We start from the raw sequence: 22,570 nt of genomic DNA, 5'->3' as shown, positions 1-22,570 counted from the left end.
CCTTCCCGACAGGAGCCTCCGATGACCGCACCCTCCGACCTCGCCGATCGCCTCGGCCTCGCCCCCGGCGCCCGGGCGATCATCCTCAACGCGGATGACTTCGGCATGTGCCACGCGGCGAACACGGCCATCGTCGAGCTGCTCGACGCCGGCCGGATCGATTCGACGACCGTGATGGTGCCGTGCTCGTGGTCGCCGGAGGTCCTCGCCTTCGCCGCATCCCGCACCGACCTCGACGTGGGCGTGCACCTCGTGCTCACGAGCGAGTGGGCGCGCTACCGCTGGCGCCCGCTGACCGGCACGGCGACGACCCTCGTCGACGCGGCCGGCTTCTTCCCCGTCGATGTGGCGTCCGTGGAGCGCGCCGCGTCCGACGAGGACGTCGCCGCCGAGCTCGCCGCCCAGCTGCAGGCCGCACTCGACGCCGGTGTCGACGTGACGCACCTCGACAACCACATGGGCTCGGTCTACGGGCTCGTCACCGGTCGCGACTTCCTCCGCCCGGTGTTCGAGCTGGCTGCGCGCCACGGGCTTCCCTTCCGGTTGCCCCGCAGCATGGACGGCGTGGGGGAGGAGCCCGCGCTGCAGGGCAAGCTCGACGAGTCCGCGGCCGCCGCCGCCGCGTTCGGGGTCGAGATCATCGACCGGCTCTGGTCGCATCCGTTCGAGCTCCTGAGGGAGGGCACCTCGGAGGAGGAGACCTACGAGCAGATGCGCGACGGGTTCATCGCGCTGCTGCGCGCCGTGCCCGCCGGGGTCACCGAGATCTACCTGCATCCGATGGTCGACGACGACGAGCTCCGTGCGGCCGTCGACTTCAGCGCGGCGAAGCGCGGGTACGAGCTGCGCCTGCTGAGCGATCCCGCCGTGCTGCAGGCCATCGAGGACGAGTCGCTCGTGCGCATCGGGTGGCGCGACCTCCGGGACCTGCAGCGCGGGGACGCTCGATGACGTCTCTGCGCGAGCGCGTCCGCGACCGTCGTCTGGACGCGGCCCCGACCAGGGCGCAGACGATCGCGTTCGGCGCATCGGGGTTCCCGACGCAGCTCATGGCGCAGACCTTCTCGGCCTTCGTCGTCTACTTCTACGTCTCGCACCTCGCGGTGCCGGCCGGCTGGGTGGCGGTGGCGATGATCGCCCACGGCATCCTGAACGCGCTGCTGAACCCCGTGGTCGGCGCGCTCTCCGACCGGCTGCGCACCCCGTGGGGTCGACGCATCCCGTGGATCGGCCTGGGCATCGTGCCGCTCGTCGTGGCGTTCGCGCTGGTCTGGATGCCGCCCGAGCTCCCGGTCGCCGGCCTCATCGTCTGGTTCCTCGTCGTCGTGGCCGTGTACGACATCGCGTTCGTGGTCGTGGTGCTGAACATCTCCGCGCTGTTCCCCGAGATCTTCCGCACCACGGAGGAGCGCGCCCGCGGCAACGTGCCGCGGCAGATCTTCGCGATCCTCGGCATGGTGCTGGGCACGGCCGGCGCGCCCGCCCTCTACAGCGCGCTCGGCTGGCCCGGCATGGCGCTGGTGCTCGGGGGCGTGTGCCTGGTGCTCCTCGTCTGGTCGTTCTTCGGCGGCATGATCGAGCGCCGCGTGCCCGAGGCGGCGTCGGAGGCCATGCGCTGGGGCGACCAGCTGAAGTACACGTTCCGCAACCGCGCCTTCGTGCCGTACGTGCTCGGCTCGCTGTTCGTGCAGACCTCGATCGCCGTGATCCTCGCGGCCATCCCGTTCTACGTGCGGTACTCGCTGCATGCCCCCGAGGGGCAGGGCAGCCTCCTGCTCGGGGCCATCTTCGTCACCGCGATCCCCTCGATCGTGCTCTGGAGCGCGGTCGTGCGTCGCACCTCCCCGCGCACCGCCGTGCTGTGGAGCGTGGCCGTGTTCGGCGTCGCGGTGCTCGGGTACCTCGCGCCGGCGGATGTGCTGGGCGCGGCCCTGGTCGGTGTGGCGGTCGGTGTGGGCGTGGGCGGTCTGCTGCAGCTGCTCGAGGTGATGCTCGCGCAGATCATCGACGAGGATGCCGTGCGCACCGGGCACCGCCGGGAAGGGGCGTACTTCGGTGTGAACGGCTTCGTGGTGCGCGGGTCCGTGGTGCTGCAGGCGATCGTCGCCGCGGTGGTGCTGACGTCGTCCGGCTTCGACGCGACGCTGGACGACGCCCAGCCGGACGGTGTCGACGGCGCCATCCGCCTGATGCTCGCCGTGGTGCCGCTCTGCTTCACCGCGCTCGCGTGGCTCTGCTTCTGGCTCTACCCGATCCGCGCCCGCGACCTCTGACGACTACGACTGCGCGGCCTGCCGCGCCTCCCACCCCGTGCGCACCATCTCGTCCACCGTGTAGCGCATGGTCCAGTCGAGGTCGCGGGCCGCGAGCTCGCCGGTCGCGACGATGCGGTCGGGGTCGCCGGGGCGGCGCGGTCCGATCTCGGGTGTGAAGTCGATGCCGGTGACGCGGGCGACGGCATCCATGATCTGCTTCACGCTGAGTCCGTCGCCGGAGCCGAGGTTGTAGGCGGCCTCGATCGGCTGGCCGCCGGCGAGGCGCTGCGCCGCGGCGACGTGAGCGGCGGCGATGTCGCCCACGTGCACGTAGTCGCGCACGTTCGTGCCGTCTTCGGTGGCGTAGTCGTCGCCGAAGATCTTGGGGGTCCTGCCCGCGATGAGCGCCTCGAAGACGATCGGGAAGAGGTTGTGCGGGCTGACATCGTACACCGTCGGGTCGGCCGAGCCCACCACGTTGAAGTAGCGCAGCGAGGTGTGGCGCAGCGGACGCTCCGACTCGGCGGTCGCGATGGCCTGATCGCGCAGCAGCCACTCGCCGATGAGCTTCGATTCGCCGTAGGGGCTGGCGGGCTTCTTGGCGGTGTCCTCGACCACGAGGGCGACATCGGGGGTGCCGAACACCGCGGCCGACGACGAGAAGACGATGTTCGAGACCCCGGCGGCCTCCATCGCCTCGAGGATGATCCGGGTGCCCTCGACGTTCTGCGCATACGTGTGCAGGGGGCGCTGCACCGAGACGCCGGCGTACTTGTACCCGGCGACGTGGATGACGCCCTCGGCGTCGTGGTCGCGGAGCGTCTTCTCGACGAGGGCGCGGTCGAGGATGCTGCCCTGCACGAACGGCACGCCCTCGGGGACGAACGACGGCACGCCGCTGGAGAGGTCGTCGAGCACGACGGGGGTGAGCCCGGCATCCGCGAGCGCGCGGACGACGTGGGCGCCGATGTAGCCGGCGCCGCCGGTGACGATCCAGGACATGCGTTCCTCTCCTGCCGCGGCGATGGCGGCTCGACCCTTCATTCTGTCAGGCGTCGCGGCGCGGGCCGGCGGACGGCGTGACGGTGAACAGCAGCGGCGCGTCGAACCCGGCTGCGGCGAACGCCGTGGTCACCGCGTGGGACACGGCGTCGACGGCGTCCTGCTCGATCAGGGCGATCGCGGCCCCGCCGAAGCCCCCGCCGGTCATGCGAGCACCGAGCGCGCCCGCGGCCAGGGCGGTGTCGACCGCGGTGTCGAGCTCGCGGGTCGAGATCTCGAAGTCGTCGCGCATCGACGCGTGCGAGGCGACGAGCAGGTCGCCGACCGCGCGCACGCCCTGCTCCCGGAGCACCTGCACCGTGTCGAGCACGCGCTGGTTCTCGGTGACGATGTGGCGCACCCGACGGAACGTCACGTCGTCCATCAGCTCCTGCGCGCGCGGCAGATCGGCGACCGTCACGTCGCGCAGTGCGGGCACGCCCATGATCGAGGCGCCGAGCTCGCAGGATGCCCGGCGCTCGCGATAGCCGCCCGTGGAGTGGGCGTGCTTCACGCGGGTGTCGATCACGAGGATCGCGAGTCCGGCTTCCGCGACGCCGAGCGGCACGAGCTCGGTCTCCAGGGAGCGGCAGTCGAGGAAGATCGCCGTGTCGGGCTCGCCGAGCATCGACGCCATCTGGTCCATGATCCCGGTGGGCGCCCCGACGGCCTCGTTCTCGGCACGGCGTCCGATGCGGGCCAGGGCCGTGCCGTCGAGGCCCGTGCCCCACAGCTCGTCGAGGGCGGATGCCGTCGCTCCCTCGATCGCGGCGGAGGAGGAGAGCCCCGCGCCCACGGGCACGTCGGAGGCGATCGCGATGTCGAGTCCGCCGAATCCGCTCGCGTCCTCCGCCGCCTGGCGCAGGGCCCAGGCGACCCCGAGCGGGTAGGCGGCCCACTCCGGAACGGCCGGGTGGGCGCCGACCGCGGTGGGGAACAGCCGGTCGAGCTCGTCGAGGCCGACCTCGACCGGCTCCGACGCGAAGGTCGAGCCGACCAGGACCCGGCCGCGGTGATCGTCGCGCAGGGCGACGGCGGCGACCGTGCGCTGCGGGATCGCGAACGGGAGCACGAAGCCGTCGTTGTAGTCGGTGTGCTCGCCGATGAGGTTGACCCGTCCGGGGGCCGACCACAGGCCGTCGGGCTCGCGGCCGGTGAGGTCGGTGAACAGCGCCCGGGCGGCGTCGTGGGCGGCGGTCATGCGGAGGCTCCTTCGGCGGTCGGGTCCTGCGACGCGCGTTCGATCGCCTCGCGGAGGCGTGCGGCGCCCAGCTCCGGCGGCACCTCGGCGGCCCACGCCCACATCGCGGCCTCGGAGCCGGCCAGGAACTTCAGCTTGTCGGCGGCGCGTCGCGGACTCGTCAGCTGCAGGTGCAGGCGAACGGTGTCGCGGCCGACGTGCACGGGCGCCTGGTGCCAGGCGGCGATGTACGGGGTCGGGGAGTCGTAGAGGGCGTCGACGCCCCGGAGCAGCCGCAGGTACAGCGGCGCGAGTTCGTCTCGCTCGGCCTCGGTGGTCTCGGCGAAGTCGGGGACGTGGCGGTGCGGCATCAGGTGCACCTCGAGCGGCCAGCGAGCGGCGAAGGGCACGAAGGCGGTCCAGTGCTCGCCGCGGAACACGACGCGCTCGGATGCCTGCTCCGACTCCAGGATGCGCTGGAACAGGTCGGGTGCGGTCCGGTCGATCGACTCCAGCAGGCGGGTGGTGCGGGGGGTCACGTACGGGTACGCGTAGATCTGGCCGTGCGGGTGCGGGAGGGTGACGCCGATCGCCTCGCCGCGGTTCTCGAACGGGAAGATCTGCTCGATCCCCGGCAGCTGCGAGATCGCGGCCGTGCGGTCGGCCCACGCCTCGATCACGGTGCGCGCGCGGGTCACGGACTGCGTGCCGAACGATCCCGAGTGCTCGGGGCTGAAGCACACGACCTCGCAGCGTCCGACCGAGGTGCGGGTGCGGCCGAGGCCGAGGGCGGCCAGGTCGTCGAGGCCACGCGGGGCGTTCGCCGCCTGCGGCGCGGTGCCCACGGCCTCGGCGAGCGCAGGGCCGAACGCGGGGGAGCGGTTCTCGAAGACCGCGACGTCGTAGCGCGACGGCACCTCGGAGGGGTTGCCCGGTGTCTGCGGGGCCAGCGGGTCGGCGTCGGCGCTGGGCATCATGACGCGGTTCTGGCGGTTGGCGGCGACGGTGATCCAGTCCCCGGTGAGCACATCGAGGCGCATCGTGGCCGTCTCGGGCCGGGGGTCGAGGGTGCGGGCGTCGACGGCGCGCTCGGCTCCGAGTGCGGTCCCGGGATCGTCGTAGTAGATCAGGTCGCGGCCGTCGGCGAGGGTGGTGGCGCGTCGGACGACGCCGGCGCCCAGGGGCTCGGAGCGCAGCTCGGGGAGATCGTGCGTGTTCACGTAAACATGGTACGCACAGTGCCGTGATAACGTCAACACGGAGAAAGTGGCTCCGGGATCACGCGCGATGAGCGACCGGGGCCGCGGACGGAGGAGGAGCGTGGCCGAGAGCGAACGCGACGGAGGCGAGGGGTCGATGTCCGGCCGTCGCCGTCCGGCATCCGGACGCGTATCGATGGCCATGGTCGCCGCCCGTGCGGGGGTCTCGGGACAGACCGTGTCGCGCGTCGTGAACGACAGCCCGCGGGTCGACCCCGACACTCGAGCCCGCGTCGAGGCCGCGATGACCGAGCTCGGCTACCGCCCGCATCGTGCGGCCCGGGCCCTGCGCACCGGCCGCTCCCAGACGATCGGGCTCGTCGTCACGACTCTCGCCACGGTCGGGAACTCCCGGATGCTGCAGGCCACGGCCGAGGCCGCCGCCGAACGCGGATACGCCCTCACGCTGGTCACGGCGACCGACGGCGTCGCCGAGGCCTTCGAGCGACTCGCGGAGCAGGAGGTCGACGGCGCGATCGTGCTGAACGAGGCGTCGGCGCTCGTCCCCGGGACCGAGACGCCGCCGGGGCTGCGCCTGGTCGTGGTGGATGCGCCGACCGATGCCGGATTCACCTCGGTGCACAGCGACCACGCCGGCGGTGCGGCCGCGGCCACGGAGCGGCTCCTCGCGCTCGGCCACGCGACCGTGCACCACCTCGCCGGTCCGGCCGACTCCTTCGCCGCCGCCGAGCGGGAGCGGGGATGGCGTGAGGCCCTCGCGGCCGCCGGCATCCGTCCGCCCGTCGTCGTCCGGGGGGACTGGAGCGCCGATTCCGGGTTCACCGCCGGGGGAGTGCTGGCCGACGCATCCGCCGTCTTCTGCGCCAACGACCAGATGGCGCTGGGGTTGCTGCGCGCGCTCGCCGATGCCGGCCGCCGTGTGCCGGAGGACGTCGGCGTGATCGGTTTCGACGACGTGCCCGACGCCGCGAACTACCGCCCCCCGCTGACCACGATCCGCCAGGACTTCACCGCGCTCGCCCATCGCGCGGTGTCCGCACTGGTCGGCGCCATCGAGGGTGCGCCGGAGGCCGAGGGGTCTGCCGTCGTCCCGACCGCCCTCGTCGAGCGCGCCAGCACCGCCGTGCGCTGAACCGGGTCTCGACCGGCTGACCTCACACCCGTGGCTGCGCCGGGGCGCCGGGGCGCCGGGGCGCGGGTGGGCGGTGGTTGCGAGCGGGTGGTGTCTCGTGGCAAGATCACGGAAAGCGCTTTCCACTCGAGGTCCGGCCTGCCGGACACATGGAGCGCGGACAGCTTCCCGCGAGAGAAACGGAACACCATGGCACAGCCGACCACCCGCGAGATCGGGATCATCATGAACGGCGTCTCCGGGCGCATGGGATACCGGCAGCACCTGGTGCGCTCGATCCTCGCGATCCGCGAGGAGGGCGGCATCGAGCTCCCCGACGGCTCCCGCATCACCGTGAAGCCGATCCTCGTCGGGCGCAGCGAGGCCAAGCTCGCCGAACTGGCCGCGAAGCACGGGATCGAGGACTGGACGACCGACCTCGATGCCGCCCTCGCCGACCCGCAGTGGGAGATCTACGCCGACTTCCTGGTGACCAAGGCCCGCGCCACCGCCATCCGCAAGGCCATCGCGGCCGGCAAGGCGATCTACACCGAGAAGCCCACCGCCGAGTCGCTCGACGAGGCGCTCGAGCTCGCGCGTCTCGCCCAGCAGGCCGGCGTCAAGACCGGCGTCGTGCACGACAAGCTCTACCTCCCGGGTCTGCAGAAGCTCAAGCGCCTGATCGACTCCGGCTTCTTCGGCCGCATCCTCTCGGTGCGCGGCGAGTTCGGCTACTGGGTCTTCGAGGGCGACTGGCAGCCCGCACAGCGCCCGAGCTGGAACTACCGCACGGAAGACGGCGGCGGCATCATCACCGACATGTTCCCGCACTGGAACTACGTGCTCGAGAACCTGTTCGGCGAGGTCAAGAGCGTCTACGCCCAGGCGGCCGTGCACATCGCCGACCGCTGGGACGAGAAGGGCGAGCACTACACCGCCACCGCCGAGGATGCGGCGTACGGCATCTTCGAGATCGAGGGCGGCATCATCGCCGAGATCAACTCGAGCTGGACGGTGCGCGTCAACCGCGACGAGCTCGTGGAGTTCCAGGTGGACGGCACGCACGGCTCCGCGGTGGTCGGCCTGTTCGGCGCGAAGATCCAGCCCCGCAACGCCACCCCGAAGCCGGTGTGGAACCCCGACCTGGAGGACACCCGCGACTACGACGCCGACTGGCAGAAGGTGCCGACCAACGACGTGTTCCTCAACGGCTTCCGCCAGCAGTGGGAGGAGTACCTGGTGTCCTACGTCGAGGGCACCGACTACCCGTTCGACCTCCTCGCCGGCGCCCGGGGCGTGCAGTTCGCCGAGGCCGGGCTGACGTCGAGCGCCGAGGGCCGCAAGGTCGCACTCGAGCCTCTGGCCCTGGACTGAGGCGCACGATGAGCACCCTCCGACTCCTCCGCGCGAACGGTGAGACCGGCGACGTCGCGCTGAACGACTCCGGCGCCTATGCGCGTCCGACCTCCCCGCTGCGGAGCCGTATCGCCTACGCCGCCGCGCACGTCGTGCCGAAGGTGCACGCCGACAACACCCCCGGTCAGCCGGCCGAGATCGACTGGGAGGCGACTCTCGCGTTCCGCCGCAACGTCTACTCCTGGGGGCTCGGCGTCGCCGACGCCATGGACACCGCGCAGCGCAACATGGGCCTGGATGCCGCGGCCACCCGCGAGCTGATCTCCCGCACGGCCGAGGTTGCCCGCGAGGAGGGCGGCTCCGTCGTCGTCGGCGTCAACACCGATCACATCGCCGAGACGCACATCTCGCTCGACCAGGTGATCGCGGCCTACCTCGAGCAGCTGCACTTCACCGAGGAGCAGGGCGCCGGCCCGGTGCTGATGGCCTCCCGTCACCTCGCCCGTGTCGCGACGGATGCCGAGGACTACCGCCGCGTGTACCGCGAGGTGCTGTCGCGCGCGACCGTGCCCGTGGTGCTGCACTGGCTCGGCACCGCCTTCGACCCCGAGCTCGCCGGCTACTTCGGTTCCGACGACTGGCGGGCCGCCTCCGACGTGCTCCTCGAGGTGATCGCCGAGAACCCCGACAAGGTCGCCGGCGTGAAGATGAGCCTGCTCAACGCGGAGTCCGAGATCTCGGTCCGCGAGCGCCTCCCCGAGGGCGTGCGCATGTTCACCGGCGACGACTTCAACTACGTGTCCCTGATCGGCGGTGCCGCGGCTGGCTCGTCGAGTGCACGGGACCTCGCCGAGCGCACGGGTATTTCGCGTGAACAGGCCGTGCACTCGGCGACAGGCCGTGCACTCGGAGACAACTCGGGGGACGCAGCGGGCGTGCGCACGCACTCCGACGCGCTGCTCGGCGCGTTCGCCGCGATCACCCCGGTCGCGTCGGCCGCGATCCAGGCGCTGGATGCCGGTGACCCCGAGGCGTACCTGCGCATCCTCGGTCCGACCGAGGAGCTCAGCCGACAGGTGTTCGCGGCGCCCACCTTCTATTACAAGACGGGTGTCGCGTTCCTCTCCTGGTTGAACGGGCATCAGCCCGCGTTCCAGATGGTCGGCGGCCTGCACTCGGCGCGCAGCCTGCCCCACCTGAGCCGGATCGTCGAGCTGGCGAACACGTCGCTGGCGCTGGAGCAGCCCGACCTCGCGCGCGAACGGTGGCACGGCATGCTGCGCCTGAACGGAGTGGACGCATGAGCCCCTCCTCGCCGACGCCCGACCCGCGGCTGTCGATCAACCAGGCGACCATCAAGCACGCCGACCTCGCGACGGCCCTGCGGGTCACCGCGGATGCCGGCGTGCGGTCGATCGGCCTCTGGCGCGAGCCGGTGAACGAGGTCGGCCTGGACGTCGCCGCCCGGATGCTGGCCGACTCGGGGCTGCGCTTCTCGACGCACTGCCGCGGCGGGTTCTTCACGCTTCCGGTCGGTCCGGAGCGTGAGCGTGCCCTCGACGACAACCGCCGCGCCATCGAGGAGACCGCGACGCTGGCCGCTGCCGGCGCCGCAGGGTCGACCGCGGTGCTCGTGCTCGTCGCGGGCGGTCTGCCCGAGGGATCGCGCGACCTCATCGGGGCGCGCGAGCGGGTCCGCGATGCGATCGGCGTGCTGGCTCCGGACGCGAAGGCCGCCGGAGTGACGCTCGCGATCGAGCCGCTGCACCCGATGTACGCCTCCGACCGCGCTGTCGTGTCGACGCTCGGGCAGGCGCTCGACATCGCCGCCGACTTCGAGCCCGAGGTGGTCGGCGCCGCGGTCGACACGTTCCACATCTGGTGGGACCCGCAGGTGCTCGAGCAGATCGCGCGGGCCGGTCGCGAGGGCCGCATCGCCACGTATCAGGTGTGCGACTGGAAGACGCCGCTCGCGGCCGACGTGCTGCTCTCGCGGCACTACACGGGCGACGGCGTGATCGACTTCGCCTCGCTCACCGGCGCGGTGATCGCCACCGGATACGACCGCGACATCGAGGTCGAGATCTTCAACGCGGACGTGTGGGCGGATGCTCCGGAGAACGTCGTGCGCCGCACCGTCGAGTCCTTCGCCGCCGCCGTCTCCCCGCACCTCGGGTGAGCACGTCTCCGGCATCCGCGCGTCGGTCATGCTCCCGGCCGGGCGTGACCGACGTGCGGCCGTGTCGGGAAGTAGGCTCTGGGGCATGACAAAGCCCGCATCGTCCGCGGAGCGGTCGTCCACGATCCGCGCCCCTCGTCACGGCCGCGCGGCCGCACCCACCCTGCACGACGTGGCTCGCGAGGCCGGCGTCTCCCTGGCCACCGCCTCGCGCGTCCTCAACGGATCCGAGCGCAAGGTCGCGGAGTCCTTCCGCGAACGCGTGGAGTCCGCCGCCGCGAAGCTCGGCTACACGACGAACGTCTCGGCGCAGGCGACCGCCCGCGGCACCTCGCCCGTCATCGCCCTGCTCGTCGCCGACATCGCCGACCCCTACTTCGGCCTCATCGCCTCGGGAGTCGCGCGCGGCGCCGACGAGCACGGGCTGGTCGTGACCATCGCGATCACGGAGCGCGACCAGGCACGCGAGGCACGGATCGTCCGGGCACTGCGCGGACAGCGGCCGCGGGGACTGATCCTCGCCGCGTCCCGCACGCAGGAGCCGATGGAGGCGGACACGGCGCACGAGCTCGCGGAGTTCGCGCGTCTGGGCGGTCGGGTCGTCGCCTTCGGACCCGACGGCGACGGAGAGCGCCGCATCGAGATCGACAACCGTGCGGGCGCCGAGGCCCTCGGAAGGCGGATGGCGGAGCTCGGCTACCGGTCCGCCGTCGTGCTCGGAGCCGCGGAGGGCGTGCGCACCTCGGACGATCGTCTGGCGGGATTCCGTGCCGGGTTCGAGGCGGCCGGTGGGGCGATCGCCGCCGTGCACCGGGGAGACTTCCGGCGCGATTCCGGGGCGGTGTCCATGACGGCGGCTCTCGCCGAGGGGGTTCCGGCGGGCACGCTGGTCTTCGCGATCAGCGATGTCGTCGCGATCGGCGCGATGTCCGCGATCCGTGATTCCGGTCGCGAGGTCGGCGCCGACATCGCGGTCTGCGGCTTCGACGATGTGCCCGCGAGCAGCGATGTGGCACCGGCCCTGACGACGGTGCGCGTGCCGCTGAGCGAGGTCGGATACCAGGCGTTCCGCGCGACGGTCGACAGCGACTGGGTGCAGGCGCCGCTGCCGCTCGAGATCGTCGTGCGTGCGAGCACGCCGGGGATCGCGAGTTGACCAGGGTCGTCCTGGCGCCGGACAGCTTCAAGGGCACGATCACGGCGGCCGATGCCGCGGCCGCGCTGGCCGAGGGCTGGGCATCGGTCGACCCGGCCGCCGAGTTCGTGCACCGGCCCATGGCGGACGGCGGAGAGGGCACGGTGGCGGCGTTCGCGGCGGCGGTGCCCGGCGCGCGACGGATCCCGGTGTCGGTCGACGGACCCGCCGGTTCGCGGATCGACACCGCCTGGCTGCTCCTCCCGCCGACGGCGGACGCCCCATCCGGGTCCGCCGTCGTCGACCTCGGCTCGACCTCGGGCATCGAGCTGCTGGCGGAGCTGCGCCCCTGGGACGCAGACACCACCGGGCTGGGACAGGCCATGGCCGCGGCCCTCGATCACGGCGTCTCCCGCCTCGTCGTCGGCATCGGGTCGAGCGCCTCCACGGACGGCGGCGCCGGGATGCTCGCGGCGCTCGGCGCGCGGTTCCTCGACGCCGCCGGCGCTCCGGTCGCACGCGGGGCGCGCGGGCTGGCCGACATCGCCTCGGTCGACCTGACCGAGCTGCGCGCGGCGCCGGAGGTGCGGGTGCTCACTGACGTCACGAACCCGCTCACGGGCCCGCGCGGTGCCGCCGCGGTGTTCGGTCCGCAGAAGGGGCTGCGCGCGGCGGAGGACATCGCGCTCGTCGACGCCGGGCTGGGTCGACTCGCAGAGTTGCTGGACGTCGACCCGTCCGGCCCCGGCAACGGCGCCGCGGGTGGTACGGGTGCCGCGCTCCGCATGTGGGGCGGCGTGCTCGCCCCGGGTGCCGCCGAGGTGGCCGAGCTCATCGGCCTGACCGAGGCGATCGCCCTCGCGGATGTCGTCGTCACCGGCGAGGGGTCCTACGACGGACAGTCCGGCGACGGCAAGGTGCCCTCGTACCTGGCGGGGCTCGCCGCGGAGGCGGGCGCTCGCGCGATGCTCGCCGCCGGACGCATCACCGCCGACGCCGACACCGCCCTGTTCTCCGCTTCCGCGTCACTCACCGATCTCGCCGGGTCGGCGGATGCCGCGCTCGCCGAACCCGCCCGGTGGCTGCGCGACGCCGGGGCCGTCCTGGCCCGCGCCGCATCCTGACCCGCGCCGCCGTTCCTGACCCGCGCCGCCGTTCCTGACGCGAGCGGGACGGGGCGCTCGACGCGGCTCTCAGCCCTCCAGCGCGGCGGACACCACGGCGCGCGCCTCGGCCTGCACCTCGGCGAGGTGCTCCGGGCCGCGCAGGCTCTCGGCGTACAGCTTGTAGACGTCTTCGGTGCCCGACGGGCGTGCCGCGAACCAGGCGTGCTCGGTCTGCACCTTGAGGCCGCCGATCGCGGCGCCGTTGCCCGGGGCGTGGGAGAGCTTCGCGGTGATGTCCTCGCCGGCGAGCGTGGTCGCCGTCACGGTCTCGGGGGCGAGCTTCCCCAGGGTCGCCTTCTGCTCGGGGGTCGCGGGAGCGTCGACGCGCTGGTACGCGGAGGCGCCGAACGCCTGCTCCAGCTCGGCGTAGCGCTCCGACGGGGTCTTGCCGGTCACGGCGATGATCTCGGCCGCGAGCAGGCAGAGCAGGATGCCGTCCTTGTCGGTCGACCACACGGAGCCGTCCTTGCGGAGGAACGACGCTCCAGCGGACTCCTCGCCCCCGAACGCCACCGAGCCGTCGAGCAGTCCCGGCACGAACCACTTGAACCCGACCGGAACCTCCAGTAGACGGCGGCCGAGCGACTCGGCGACGCGGTCGATGATCATCGACGACACCAGCGTCTTGCCGATCGCGGCGTCGCGGGGCCAGCCCTGGCGGTGCGAGAACAGGTAGTCGATCGCGACGGCCAGGTAGTGGTTCGGGTTCATCAGCCCGGCGTCCGGCGTGACGATGCCGTGCCGATCCGCGTCGGCGTCGTTCCCGGTGAGGACGTCGTAGGAGCCCTTCTTCGCGACCAGTGATGCCATCGCCGAGGGCGACGACGGGTCCATCCGGATCTTCTCGTCCCAGTCCAGGGTCATGAAGCGCCAGGTCGGGTCGACCTCGGGGTTCACGACGTCGAGGTCGAGGTCGTGCATCTCGGCGATCAGCGCCCAGTACTCGACGGACGCGCCGCCCAGCGGGTCGGCGCCGATGCGCACTCCGGCGTTGCGGATCGCGTCGATGTCGATGATCGTCGGCAGGTCGCGCACGTAGGCGTCGCGGAAGTCGTAGCCGGTGATCGCGTCCCAGTCGATGTCGGCGAAGCGCTCGAGCTTGACGCCCTCGAGCCCTGCGGCGATCAGCGCGTTCGCGCGATCCGCGATCCAGCCGGTGGCGTCGGTGTCGGCGGGGCCGCCGTGCGGCGGGTTGTACTTGAAGCCGCCGTCGCGCGGCGGGTTGTGCGAGGGGGTGACCACGATGCCGTCGGCGCGACCCGGGTCGTCGGCCGCGAGGTCGCGGTTGTAGGTGAGGATCGCGTGGCTGAGTGCCGGAGTGGGGACCCAGGAGTCCCGCGAGTCGACACGCACGTCCACACCGTTCGCGAGCAGCACCTCGATCGCGCTGCGCTCGGCGGGCAGCGACAGCGCGTGGGTGTCGCGGCCGAGGAACAGCGGGCCGCTGATGCCCTGCGCGGTGCGGTAGTCGACGATCGCCTGCGTGGTGGCGAGGATGTGGTTCTCGTTGAAGCTGTTCGACAGGGACGAGCCGCGATGGCCGCTGGTGCCGAACACGACCCGTTCGGAGGCGACCTCCGGGTTCGGCGTGCGGTCGTAGTAGGCGGCGATCAGCTCGTCGACGTCGATCAGGTCACTTTCCTCCGCGGGGAGGCCGGCACGGCTGGTCATATCCTCAGTCTGCCCCCTGATCGGCAGGACCGCATCCGGGATGTCATCCGAAGATCGGCCGGGCCGGCGAGGGCTAAGGTGAAACCCGTGACTGAACGCCGCACCTACAGCTATCTCGGCCCTGCCGGAACCTTCACGGAGGCGGCGCTCGATCAGGTGGCCGAGGCCCGCGGTCAGGAATGGCGTCCCGTGCACAACGTGGGCGAGGCCCTCGCCGACGTGCTCGAGGGCCGCAGCGACGCCGCCATGATCGCGATCGAGAACTCGATCGAGGGCGGTGTCTCCACGACGCAGGACGCTCTCGCGACCCTCCCGGGTCTGCGCATCATCGGCGAGTACCTGGTGCGCGTGAACTTCGTGCTCGTCGCCCCGCGGGGCACCACACTCGACCAGGTCGAGGTGATCGCGGCGCATCCGGTCGCGTACGCGCAGTGCCACGGCTGGCTCGGCGCGAACGTGCCCTCCCACTCGCACATCCCCGCGGCGAGCAACGTCGCCTCCGCGATCGGGGTGCTCGACGGCACGCTCCCCGCGCAGGCCGCGATCGCCGCGCCGGGCATCGTGAACCACTACGACGTCGAGGTCCTCGCGGAGGGCATCGGCGACAACGCGCAGGCCGTGACCCGCTTCGTCCTCGTGACGCGCACGACCCGTTCGCCGGAGCCGACCGGCGCCGACAAGACCTCGCTGATCGTCGAGCTCCCGCACGATCACCCCGGGTCCCTCCTCGAGATGCTCGAGCAGTTCTCGACCCGCGGCATCAACCTGTCGCTGATCGAGTCGCGGCCCATCGGCGACGAGCTCGGTCGCTATCGGTTCGTGATCGACGCGGACGGGCACATCGAGCACGAGCGGATGGCCGACGCGCTGCTCGGCATCCGCCGCTTCAGCCCCCGCGTCGTGTTCCTCGGGTCGTACCCACGCGCCGACCGGCAGATCGTCCAGTACCCGGACCGCTATTCCGACGACGTGTTCGTCGAGGCACGTGACTGGCTGCGGGGCATCGTCTCCGGCGAACCGGAAGTCTGACGTCACCCGCCCGACCGCCCAGCACGGTCAGACGGATGCCGTGGTTCAGTGCTCCTGGAAACGCGGCCAGTCGCTGCCCGGAGCCATGTGCGAGTGCAGGGCGCCCTTCGCCGAGGCGAGGCTCGGATAGGTGCCGGTCGAGGCGTCTGACCCGACCATCGTGACCGTGTATCCGTCCTCGTCGTGGCGGACGCTGCCGACCACCCCGTTCGGGCCGTAGGCGACCCAGAGGGCGAGAGTCTTGGTGGTGCTCATGATCGAACTCCTTCCGCTGCCGCAGACAGTGCGCTCGCCGAGGGGCGACGCCCCTGTCGACGGAACTGTTCGCGACGCTACGCCTGCCGTACCCGGAAAGCCAGGGCTTGACAGGACGGCGAGCGGCGGGGGCGGTCAGACCGGGAGGGCGGCGGCGATCAGCTCGAGCGTCTGTGCGCGACCGGGAGAGTCGTCCTTCGCCTCGGCCTCGTAGGCACCGGCGACCGGCGAGAGCATGACCTCCTCGACCCCGTACCGCTCGGCGAAGGCGCGAACCTCGGCGGCCACGCTCTCGCCCGTGCCGACGAACCAGCGCGAGCGGGCGGCCTGCACGACCTCGTCGGTGGCAGGATCCGTCGGGGCGGCGAGCGCCTCCTCGACCGTCTCGAGGGCGACCAGCGGCTGGTTCAGGCGCAGGCGCGCCATCATCCGCAGTTGCGGCAGGGCACGGGCCTCCGCCTCCTCCTGCGTGGGCGCGGCGACCGCGTTCACGGTGAGGAAGGTGCGCGGCTCGGGGTGCTCCTCGCTCGGACGGTAGCCGGTGCGGTACAGGTCGAGCGCACGTTCCAGGCCCTGGCCGGAGAAGTGGTTCGCGAACACGTAGGGCAGGCCCTGCGAGGCGGCGAGCTGCGCCGAGTAGTCGCTCGACCCGAGCAGCCACACCTCGGGGGAGCCGGTCGCGGACGGTGTCGCCCGCACGGTGTACTCGCCGCCCGAGGTGAAGCGCACGGTCGCTCCGTCGCCGGAGAGCAGCGCCGCGATGTCCTGCACGTGGCGCGGGAACTGCTCGACGTCGCTCGTGGTGCCCGAGCCACGCAGCAGCTGTGTGATCACGGGGTCGCTGCCGGGAGCGCGGCCGAGGCCCAGGTCGATGCGACCCGGGGCGATCGCCTCGAGGGCGGCGAACTGCTCGGCGACGATGAGCGGGGCGTGGTTGGGGAGCATCACGCCGCCCGAGCCGAGACGCAGCCGCGAGGTGCGGGTGGCCGCGGCGGCGATCAGCACCGGGGGAGTGGTGGATGCCACGGCCGGCATGTTGTGGTGCTCGGCGAACCAGTACCGGCGGTAGCCGAGGCGGTCGGCGGTCTCGGCGAGGGACAGGGAGGCGGCGATGGCCTCGGCGCTGGTCTGGCCGGTGCGAACCGGGACGAGGTCGAGGACGGAGAGAGCTGTAGCGGGCATCCTTCCCTGCAACGCGCGGCTGTATGCCGTCATTCCCCCGCTACCGTTATGGCATGGAAGCAGGCATCTTCTACGTCCTCGTCGGGTCGGTCGCCATCGCCGCGTTCGCGCGCTGGCGGGGATGGCCGGCACCGCTGCTCGTGACGATCGTGGCGCTCGCCGCGTCCTTCCTGCCGTTCGTGCCCGATCTCGACATCGACGGGCACGTGCTGCTGAGCCTGGTGCTGCCGCCGCTGCTGTACTCGGCCGCGCTCGACGTGTCGTTCGTCGGGTTCAAGCGCAGCCTGCCGCAGATCCGCCGCCTCGGGATCTGGCTCGTGCTGCTCACTGCGCTCGCCGTCGGCTTCGTCGCGTGGTGGATCCTGCCGTCCCTCACCCTCCCGGGTGCCCTGCTGCTGGGCGCGATCGTGGCCCCGCCGGACGCGGTGTCCGCCGCGGCGATCGGCCGTCGACTCGGTCTGCCCCGGCGCATCATGACCGTGCTCTCCGGCGAGAGCCTGATCAACGATGCGACCTCGCTCACGCTGTACCGCGTGTTTGCCTCGCTGACGATCGCGGGCGCGAGCGTCTCGGTCTGGGGCGGGATCTGGCAGTTCCTCGTCGCCGTCGGCGTCGGTGTGGCGGTCGGGCTCGTGTTCGGGATCGTCCTGCACCAGCTGCGCACCCGCATCAGCGATCCCGTCGTGATCGGCACGTTCGGCCTCCTCGCCCCGTTCGGCGCCTACGCGATCGCCGAGCACCTGCTCGGATCCGGCGTGCTCGCCGTCGTCGCGATGGGCCTCTACGTCGGGTACAACTCCCCGCGCACCGACTACACGACCCGTCAGCAGGAGAAGCCGCTGTGGCTCTCCGCCGACCTGCTGCTCGAGAGCTTCGTCTTCGCGTACATCGGGCTGCAGTTCCCGCGCGTGCTCCGCGACCTCGGCAGCGAGTCCGTGGGGCAGATCCTGCTGCTCTCGGGTGCGGTCCTGCTCGTGGTGCTCGTCGTGCGTCCGCTCTACATCTACCCGACCAGCGCGTGGGCGAACTTCCAGGACCGCAAGCGGCTCGAACGGTGGGACCGCGGCGTCGAGGCCGGCGAGTTCGAGAAGCGTCACCGGAAGTCGCGTCGATGGAGCAATTACACGGCGGATGAGCTGCGCTCCCACATCGTGCGCGAGCAGATGGCGGGACTCCAGCTCACCTGGAAAGACAGCGCCGTCATCTCCTGGGCCGGGATGCGCGGCGTGGTCACGCTCGCGATCGCGGTGGCGGCGGCCGACCTCGCGACGCTCGATGCCGAGGCCTCGCACGCGATCGTCGTCGTCGCCTTCATCGTCACGGTCGGCACCCTGCTGATCCAGGGGCTGACGCTCCCGATGCTGATCCGCGCGCTCGGCATCGCCAGCGACGTCGACGAGGAAGAGGATCGGATCGCCCTCGAGGCCGTCCGGCAGAAGAGCCGCGAGGCGGGCAAGGCCTACCTCGCCGAGAAGCGCGTCGAGTGGGAGGCGAAGTACGGCGAGGTCGACCTCAGCGTGTTCGATGCGTTCACGAGGCGCATGACCCGGGTGGAGAAGGACACCGATGAGGCGCAGAAGGTGGAGGACGCCGCGAGCCGGCCGTCGTACGAAGACCTCGTCGCCCTGTCGAGGGGCTGGCTGCAGGTGCGCCGCGAGATCCTGCTCGCCGAGCGCGACGCCGGGAACCTCGACGAGGAGGTCATGCGCGAGCTGATCGCCGCGATGGATGCCGAGGAGCTCGCGCTCGACACCCGCGGTGCCACGCGTCAGCCCGGACGCGCCTGACGCGGACATGAGAGCGCCCCGCCCCCGAGAAAGGGGCGGGGCGCTCTGCGTGCGGCGGGAGTGCGATCAGCGGGCGCTGACCGGCTCCTTGTCCGAGGCGGCACCCGCTTCCGGAGCGTCGTCGTCGCCGGAGTCGTCGGCGAAGGGCAGGCCCTCGCGCGGCGCGTTGTAGAGCTCCTCGTTCAGGATGCCCTCGCGCTTGGCGACGATCGTCGGGATCAGTGCCTGACCGGCGACGTTGACCGCGGTGCGGCCCATGTCGAGGATCGGGTCGATCGCGAGCAGCAGGCCGACGCCCTCGAGCGGCAGGCCCAGGGTCGACAGCGTGAGCGTGAGCATGACGACCGCGCCCGTGGTGCCGGCGGTGGCGGCCGAGCCGACGACCGAGACGATCACGATCAGCAGGTACTGCACGAAGTTGAGCTCGATGCCGAAGAACTGCGCGACGAAGATCGCGGCGATGGCCGGGTAGATCGCGGCGCAGCCGTCCATCTTCGTGGTCGCGCCGAGCGGAACGGCGAACGACGCGTACGAGCGGGGCACACCGAGGTTGCGCTCGGTGACGCGCTCCGTGAGGGGCAGCGTGCCGATCGAGGAGCGGCTGACGAAGGCCAGCTGCACGGCCGGCCAGACACCCGAGAAGTACTGCTTGATCGACAGGCCGTGCGTCTTGACCAGGATCGGGTAGACGACGAACAGCACGAGGGCGAGGCCGATGTAGATCGCGGCGGCGAACCAGCCGAGGGCGGCGAGCTTCTCCCAGCCGTACTTGATCACGGCGGAGCCGATGAGGCCGAACGTGCCGAGCGGGGCGATGCGGATGATCCACCACAGCACACGCTGGATGACCTTCAGCAGCGACTCGGTGAAGACGAGGAAGGGCTCCGCCTTCTTGCCGGCCTTGAGCGCCGCGATGCCGACGACGGCCGCGACCACGATGACCTGCAGGATGTTGAAGCCCACGCTCGAGGAGAAGGTGCCGTCGGCGGCGCCGGGCGAGGTGCTGACGGTGAGGCCGAGGAAGTTCTGCGGGATCAGGCCCAGCAGGAAGTTCCACCAGGTGCCGACCGTGTACGGGTCACCGGTCTCGAGGCCCTCGCCGGCGCGGTTGCCCGGCTGGATCACGAGGCCGAGCCCGATGCCGATGATCACGGCGATGAACGCGGTGATCGCGAACCACAGGATCGTCTGGCCGGCCAGACGCGCGGCGTTCTGCACGCGGCGCAGGTTCGAGATGCTCGCGACGATGGCCGTGAAGATCAGCGGGACGACGGCGGCACGCAGCAGCGTCACGTACGAGTTGCCGATCGTGTCCAGCGTGGCGGAGAGGCCGGTCGGGTTGTCCGCCGTGGCGCCGAGCTGGCGGCCGATCAGACCGGCGGCGATGCCGAGGACGAGGGCGGCGAGGATCTGGAAGCCGAACGAGGTCAGCAGCTTCCGGACCGGTCCGCGGGTATCAGGCGCCTTCTGGGCGCGTGCGGTGGTGCTCATTGAGGGGGACTCCAGAATCGCGGCGCGCCGAGTGCACGCCATGAGGCTCAACGCTAAGAGTTCCTGAGAATTCCCTGGGCGGAGATGACGAACAATGACGCGGCTGTTGCGTCAGCGCTCGGCGAGCACGAGCAGCTCCCCGACCTCGCAGTCGAGCGCCTCGCAGATCGCCCGCAGCGTCGAGTACCGGATCGCGCGGGCGCGGTCGTTCTTCAGCACCGACAGGTTCACGATGCTCACGCCGACCGCGGCACTCAGCTCGGTGAGCGTCATCCCTCGGTCGGCGAGCAGCTCGTCGAGTCGGCAGTGGATGCCGGTGAACTCGTCGTCGCTCTCGGCCGGGCTCACACCAGGCCCTCCGTGTCCTTCTGCAGGCGCTCGGTCTCCTGCTGCAGGCGCGCGCGCTCCTGCTCGAGGCGCATGCCCTGGCTGAAGACCGCGGCGAGGACGGCCAGGGCGAGTGCCCCGCCGATGGCAGGCAGGGAGAGCCCGAGCTGGAAGGTCATCGGGTACAGCTCGCTGTCCTGCGGCACGGCCTCGCGCAGGGCGAGGACCCCGCTGATCTCCGGAAGCACTCCGGCAGCGATTCCCAGCACGAGCACGGTGATCGAACCGGCATACAGTGCGCGCACGATCGTCTGGGCGAACGGGCGCCCACGCAGTGTCAGGAAGCAGACGACGCCGATCAGCACCGCCGGAACCAGGCTGAGCGCCGTCGTGCAGACCTGGCTCAGCGCGACCAGAAGGCGGATGCCGATGCTGCTGTTGAGGATGAAGGGAGAGGTGAGCGACCCCGATCCGCAGGACAGGGCGGGTTCGTCGCCGAGCCCGGTCGGATCGCACGGGACGCCGGAGGGCCACGGCATGCTGACGGAGGTGCCCGCCTCGAAGCCGACGTTTCCGGCGATGATGTTCACGGTGTTGATGACGAGGCCGAGCAGCCCCAGCGACACCCACCACCCGCTCAAGGTGAGAGCCACGTCCATGACGAGCGTCGTGCTCCCGCGCCTGCGCCCGCGCCAGATGGTGACCCCCGCGACGGCGCCGAGTAGGAGCAGTCCGAGGCCGATGAACGCGAGAGCGGGACCGAGATCGGTGCTGGAGCTGAAGGCGAGCATCAGACGAGTCCTTCCGTTTCCTTCTCGAGCGCGATCTTCTCCTGCTGCAGGCGGATGCCGCGGCGGAACGCGACGGCGATCAGCCCGACCGTCACCCCGGTCGCGAAGAAGGGCGCGATGGTCCAGAACTCGAGCGGATGCGCGGGCTCTCCGGGGCCGATGCCCAGAGCGGTGGTGACGCCGTTGCGCCCCATGGTCTCCAGCATCACGATCAGGATCGGTGCGCCGACGAGCGTCCAGCCGATCGCGTTGAACGCCCAGACGTTCGCCCGGACGAAGAACCGCCCTCGCAGGAAGTTCCGGGCGACCAGGGTCACCCCGGCGATGACCAGGACGGCCGCGAGAGCCCAGAGCACGATGGCGGCGATGATCGCGACGACCGACACGGTGTTCACGTCGTTCGCGATGATCAGCGCCTCGTCGGCGAACCCCTCGATGGAGATCGTGCCCGAGTCGGCCGATGCCGTGATCGGCTGCTGGTCGATCGGGACCGTCCAGGCGATCCCGGTCTCGCGGAAGGTGCTGCCGACGCGCAGAACGGTGGCGAGCCCGACCGTGACCAGCGCCACGGCGGCATACAGGATCACGGTGATCGCATCCGCCTTCTCGGAGCGGGTGCTGGCACTGGTGGAGGCGGTGCTGGTCATCAGACGAGTCCTTCCGTGTCGCGCTGCAGGCGCTGTCCGATCTCGAAGGCGCCGGCGACGACCGCGAGCGCGAATGCCCAGCCGAGCGGAGCGAGATCGATCGACATCTCGAATGTCGGAACCCCCGCGGATGCGAGGTCCAGCTCGTAGGCGATCTCGCTGAACGCATTGGCGCGCACCGCCTGGCTCAGCAGGCCACCCGCCATGACGGCGAGGGCGGCGACGCCGATGCCCCAGGTGGCCGTCGTGCCGAAGGGGCGGCCGATGAAGAGGCGCACGCACAACCAGGCGACCGCGATGCACAGCACGACCGGACCCAGGACGGCGAGACCGTCGGCGATCGCGAGCAGCAGGCGGGGAGACAGGCTCAGGCCCACGGTGGTGAGGGTGACGGAGTCGTACTGCGCTCCGGAGATGTTGGAGGATGCGGCGAGCACCGCGGGTGCGTCGACCGAACGCAGCGGCATCGACGGGATCGTGATCGCCGTGCTCGTCAGGAGGACGGCGGAACGGATGCCGCTGCCCACGAGGTCGACCACGGCGATGGCCCCCGCGGCTCCGGCGATGACGCCCAGGACGGTCTTCTCCACCAGGCTCGCAGCTCTGGTCGCCGTCGGTGCCTCGGTCATGTCGTCCCCCTCCTGCACGGTCCGCTCCGGACTCGTTGTTATCGACTGTCGTTAACATAACGACTGTCGATAACTCGGTCAACCCCCGGTATGCCCACGGCGAACACGGGCATACGTG

Annotated in this window: 21 protein-coding genes; 10 read left to right on the top strand and 11 right to left on the bottom strand. The window is 71.4% G+C overall.

Going from position 1 to position 22,570, the window contains the following annotated elements; all coding sequences use genetic code 11:
- Positions 1-21 precede the first annotated feature (21 nt).
- Positions 22-951, top strand: coding sequence for a polysaccharide deacetylase family protein (locus tag AC07VM_RS04945; RefSeq protein ID WP_494910210.1), 930 nt, complete (start codon positions 22-24; stop codon positions 949-951).
- On the top strand, positions 948-2,273 hold the full coding sequence (locus AC07VM_RS04940) for an MFS transporter (protein ID WP_494910209.1): 1,326 nt from the start codon (positions 948-950) through the stop codon (positions 2,271-2,273). Before AC07VM_RS04945 ends, AC07VM_RS04940 begins: the two co-directional genes overlap by 4 nt.
- Positions 2,274-2,276: 3 nt before the next feature.
- Here AC07VM_RS04940 and galE read toward each other — a convergent pair whose 3' ends face one another.
- The 3 genes from galE to galT are packed head-to-tail and all read right to left on the bottom strand — an operon-like array spanning position 2,277 to position 5,696.
- The gene (galE, locus tag AC07VM_RS04935) at positions 2,277-3,257 is read right to left on the bottom strand and encodes a UDP-glucose 4-epimerase GalE (RefSeq protein ID WP_494910208.1); all 981 of its coding nucleotides are present in this window, start codon (positions 3,255-3,257) and stop codon (positions 2,277-2,279) included.
- 46 nt (positions 3,258-3,303) lie between these two features.
- Positions 3,304-4,497, bottom strand: coding sequence for a galactokinase (gene galK / locus AC07VM_RS04930; RefSeq protein ID WP_494910207.1), 1,194 nt, complete (start codon positions 4,495-4,497; stop codon positions 3,304-3,306).
- Positions 4,494-5,696 (bottom strand): galactose-1-phosphate uridylyltransferase, encoded by a 1,203-nt coding sequence (galT, locus tag AC07VM_RS04925; protein ID WP_494910206.1) that lies wholly within the window; start codon positions 5,694-5,696, stop codon positions 4,494-4,496. Before galT ends, galK begins: the two co-directional genes overlap by 4 nt.
- A gap of 175 nt (positions 5,697-5,871) precedes the next feature.
- On the opposite strand from galT, the gene AC07VM_RS04920 reads away from it, so the two are divergent.
- The 6 genes from AC07VM_RS04920 to AC07VM_RS04895 all read left to right on the top strand — a co-directional run bounded on the left by AC07VM_RS04920 (position 5,872) and on the right by AC07VM_RS04895 (position 12,601).
- Positions 5,872-6,828, top strand: a complete 957-nt coding sequence (locus AC07VM_RS04920) for a LacI family DNA-binding transcriptional regulator (protein ID WP_494910747.1) — start codon at positions 5,872-5,874, stop codon at positions 6,826-6,828.
- A gap of 189 nt (positions 6,829-7,017) precedes the next feature.
- Positions 7,018-8,181 (top strand): Gfo/Idh/MocA family protein, encoded by a 1,164-nt coding sequence (locus AC07VM_RS04915; protein WP_494910205.1) that lies wholly within the window; start codon positions 7,018-7,020, stop codon positions 8,179-8,181.
- 8 nt (positions 8,182-8,189) lie between these two features.
- Positions 8,190-9,467 carry a dihydrodipicolinate synthase family protein gene (locus AC07VM_RS04910; protein ID WP_494910204.1) on the top strand — a complete coding sequence of 426 codons (1,278 nt, stop codon included), beginning with the start codon at positions 8,190-8,192 and terminating at the stop codon, positions 9,465-9,467.
- On the top strand, positions 9,464-10,342 hold the full coding sequence (locus AC07VM_RS04905) for a sugar phosphate isomerase/epimerase family protein (RefSeq protein ID WP_494910203.1): 879 nt from the start codon (positions 9,464-9,466) through the stop codon (positions 10,340-10,342). The genes AC07VM_RS04910 and AC07VM_RS04905 overlap by 4 nt, the downstream gene beginning before the upstream one ends.
- Before the next feature lie 85 nt (positions 10,343-10,427).
- Positions 10,428-11,498 carry a LacI family DNA-binding transcriptional regulator gene (locus AC07VM_RS04900; protein WP_494910202.1) on the top strand — a complete coding sequence of 357 codons (1,071 nt, stop codon included), beginning with the start codon at positions 10,428-10,430 and terminating at the stop codon, positions 11,496-11,498.
- Positions 11,495-12,601 carry a glycerate kinase gene (locus AC07VM_RS04895; RefSeq protein WP_494910201.1) on the top strand — a complete coding sequence of 369 codons (1,107 nt, stop codon included), beginning with the start codon at positions 11,495-11,497 and terminating at the stop codon, positions 12,599-12,601. Before AC07VM_RS04900 ends, AC07VM_RS04895 begins: the two co-directional genes overlap by 4 nt.
- Positions 12,602-12,670: 69 nt before the next feature.
- On the opposite strand, the gene pgm is transcribed toward AC07VM_RS04895, so the two are convergent.
- Positions 12,671-14,314: a phosphoglucomutase (alpha-D-glucose-1,6-bisphosphate-dependent) gene (pgm, locus tag AC07VM_RS04890; RefSeq protein ID WP_494910200.1), complete on the bottom strand. Its 1,644-nt coding sequence runs from the start codon at positions 14,312-14,314 to the stop codon at positions 12,671-12,673.
- Positions 14,315-14,392: 78 nt separating this feature from the next.
- Between pgm and pheA the strand changes: the two genes are divergently transcribed.
- Positions 14,393-15,343, top strand: coding sequence for a prephenate dehydratase (gene pheA, locus AC07VM_RS04885; protein WP_267416030.1), 951 nt, complete (start codon positions 14,393-14,395; stop codon positions 15,341-15,343).
- A 45-nt stretch (positions 15,344-15,388) separates the two neighbouring features.
- On the opposite strand, the gene AC07VM_RS04880 is transcribed toward pheA, so the two are convergent.
- Both AC07VM_RS04880 and AC07VM_RS04875 read right to left on the bottom strand, forming a co-directional pair.
- Positions 15,389-15,598: a methyltransferase gene (locus AC07VM_RS04880; RefSeq protein WP_267416029.1), complete on the bottom strand. Its 210-nt coding sequence runs from the start codon at positions 15,596-15,598 to the stop codon at positions 15,389-15,391.
- A 135-nt stretch (positions 15,599-15,733) separates the two neighbouring features.
- Complete coding sequence (locus tag AC07VM_RS04875) at positions 15,734-16,780, bottom strand: LLM class flavin-dependent oxidoreductase (protein WP_494910199.1); 1,047 nt, start codon at positions 16,778-16,780, stop codon at positions 15,734-15,736.
- Between the two features lie 53 nt (positions 16,781-16,833).
- On the opposite strand from AC07VM_RS04875, the gene AC07VM_RS04870 reads away from it, so the two are divergent.
- A complete protein-coding gene (locus tag AC07VM_RS04870; protein WP_494910198.1) occupies positions 16,834-18,567 on the top strand; it encodes a cation:proton antiporter in 1,734 nt (577 codons plus the stop codon).
- A gap of 66 nt (positions 18,568-18,633) precedes the next feature.
- Here the strand turns inward: AC07VM_RS04870 and AC07VM_RS04865 are convergent, their stop codons facing one another.
- The 5 genes from AC07VM_RS04865 to AC07VM_RS04845 form a co-directional block, all read right to left on the bottom strand.
- A complete protein-coding gene (locus AC07VM_RS04865; RefSeq protein ID WP_494910197.1) occupies positions 18,634-20,058 on the bottom strand; it encodes a dicarboxylate/amino acid:cation symporter in 1,425 nt (474 codons plus the stop codon).
- 111 nt (positions 20,059-20,169) lie between these two features.
- Positions 20,170-20,406: a helix-turn-helix domain-containing protein gene (locus AC07VM_RS04860; protein ID WP_267416024.1), complete on the bottom strand. Its 237-nt coding sequence runs from the start codon at positions 20,404-20,406 to the stop codon at positions 20,170-20,172.
- Positions 20,403-21,176, bottom strand: a complete 774-nt coding sequence (locus AC07VM_RS04855; protein WP_267416022.1) for a hypothetical protein — start codon at positions 21,174-21,176, stop codon at positions 20,403-20,405. Before AC07VM_RS04855 ends, AC07VM_RS04860 begins: the two co-directional genes overlap by 4 nt.
- Positions 21,176-21,823: a hypothetical protein gene (locus AC07VM_RS04850; RefSeq protein WP_494910196.1), complete on the bottom strand. Its 648-nt coding sequence runs from the start codon at positions 21,821-21,823 to the stop codon at positions 21,176-21,178. The genes AC07VM_RS04855 and AC07VM_RS04850 overlap by 1 nt, the downstream gene beginning before the upstream one ends.
- Positions 21,823-22,452 carry a hypothetical protein gene (locus AC07VM_RS04845; RefSeq protein ID WP_494910195.1) on the bottom strand — a complete coding sequence of 210 codons (630 nt, stop codon included), beginning with the start codon at positions 22,450-22,452 and terminating at the stop codon, positions 21,823-21,825. Before AC07VM_RS04845 ends, AC07VM_RS04850 begins: the two co-directional genes overlap by 1 nt.
- Positions 22,453-22,570: the final 118 nt, after the last annotated feature.

The organism is Microbacterium sp. GW821-FHT01D02, assembly GCF_059422585.1.
The sequence above is the reverse complement of the archived record's forward strand: the minus strand, read 5'-3'. Positions and strand labels throughout refer to the sequence as shown.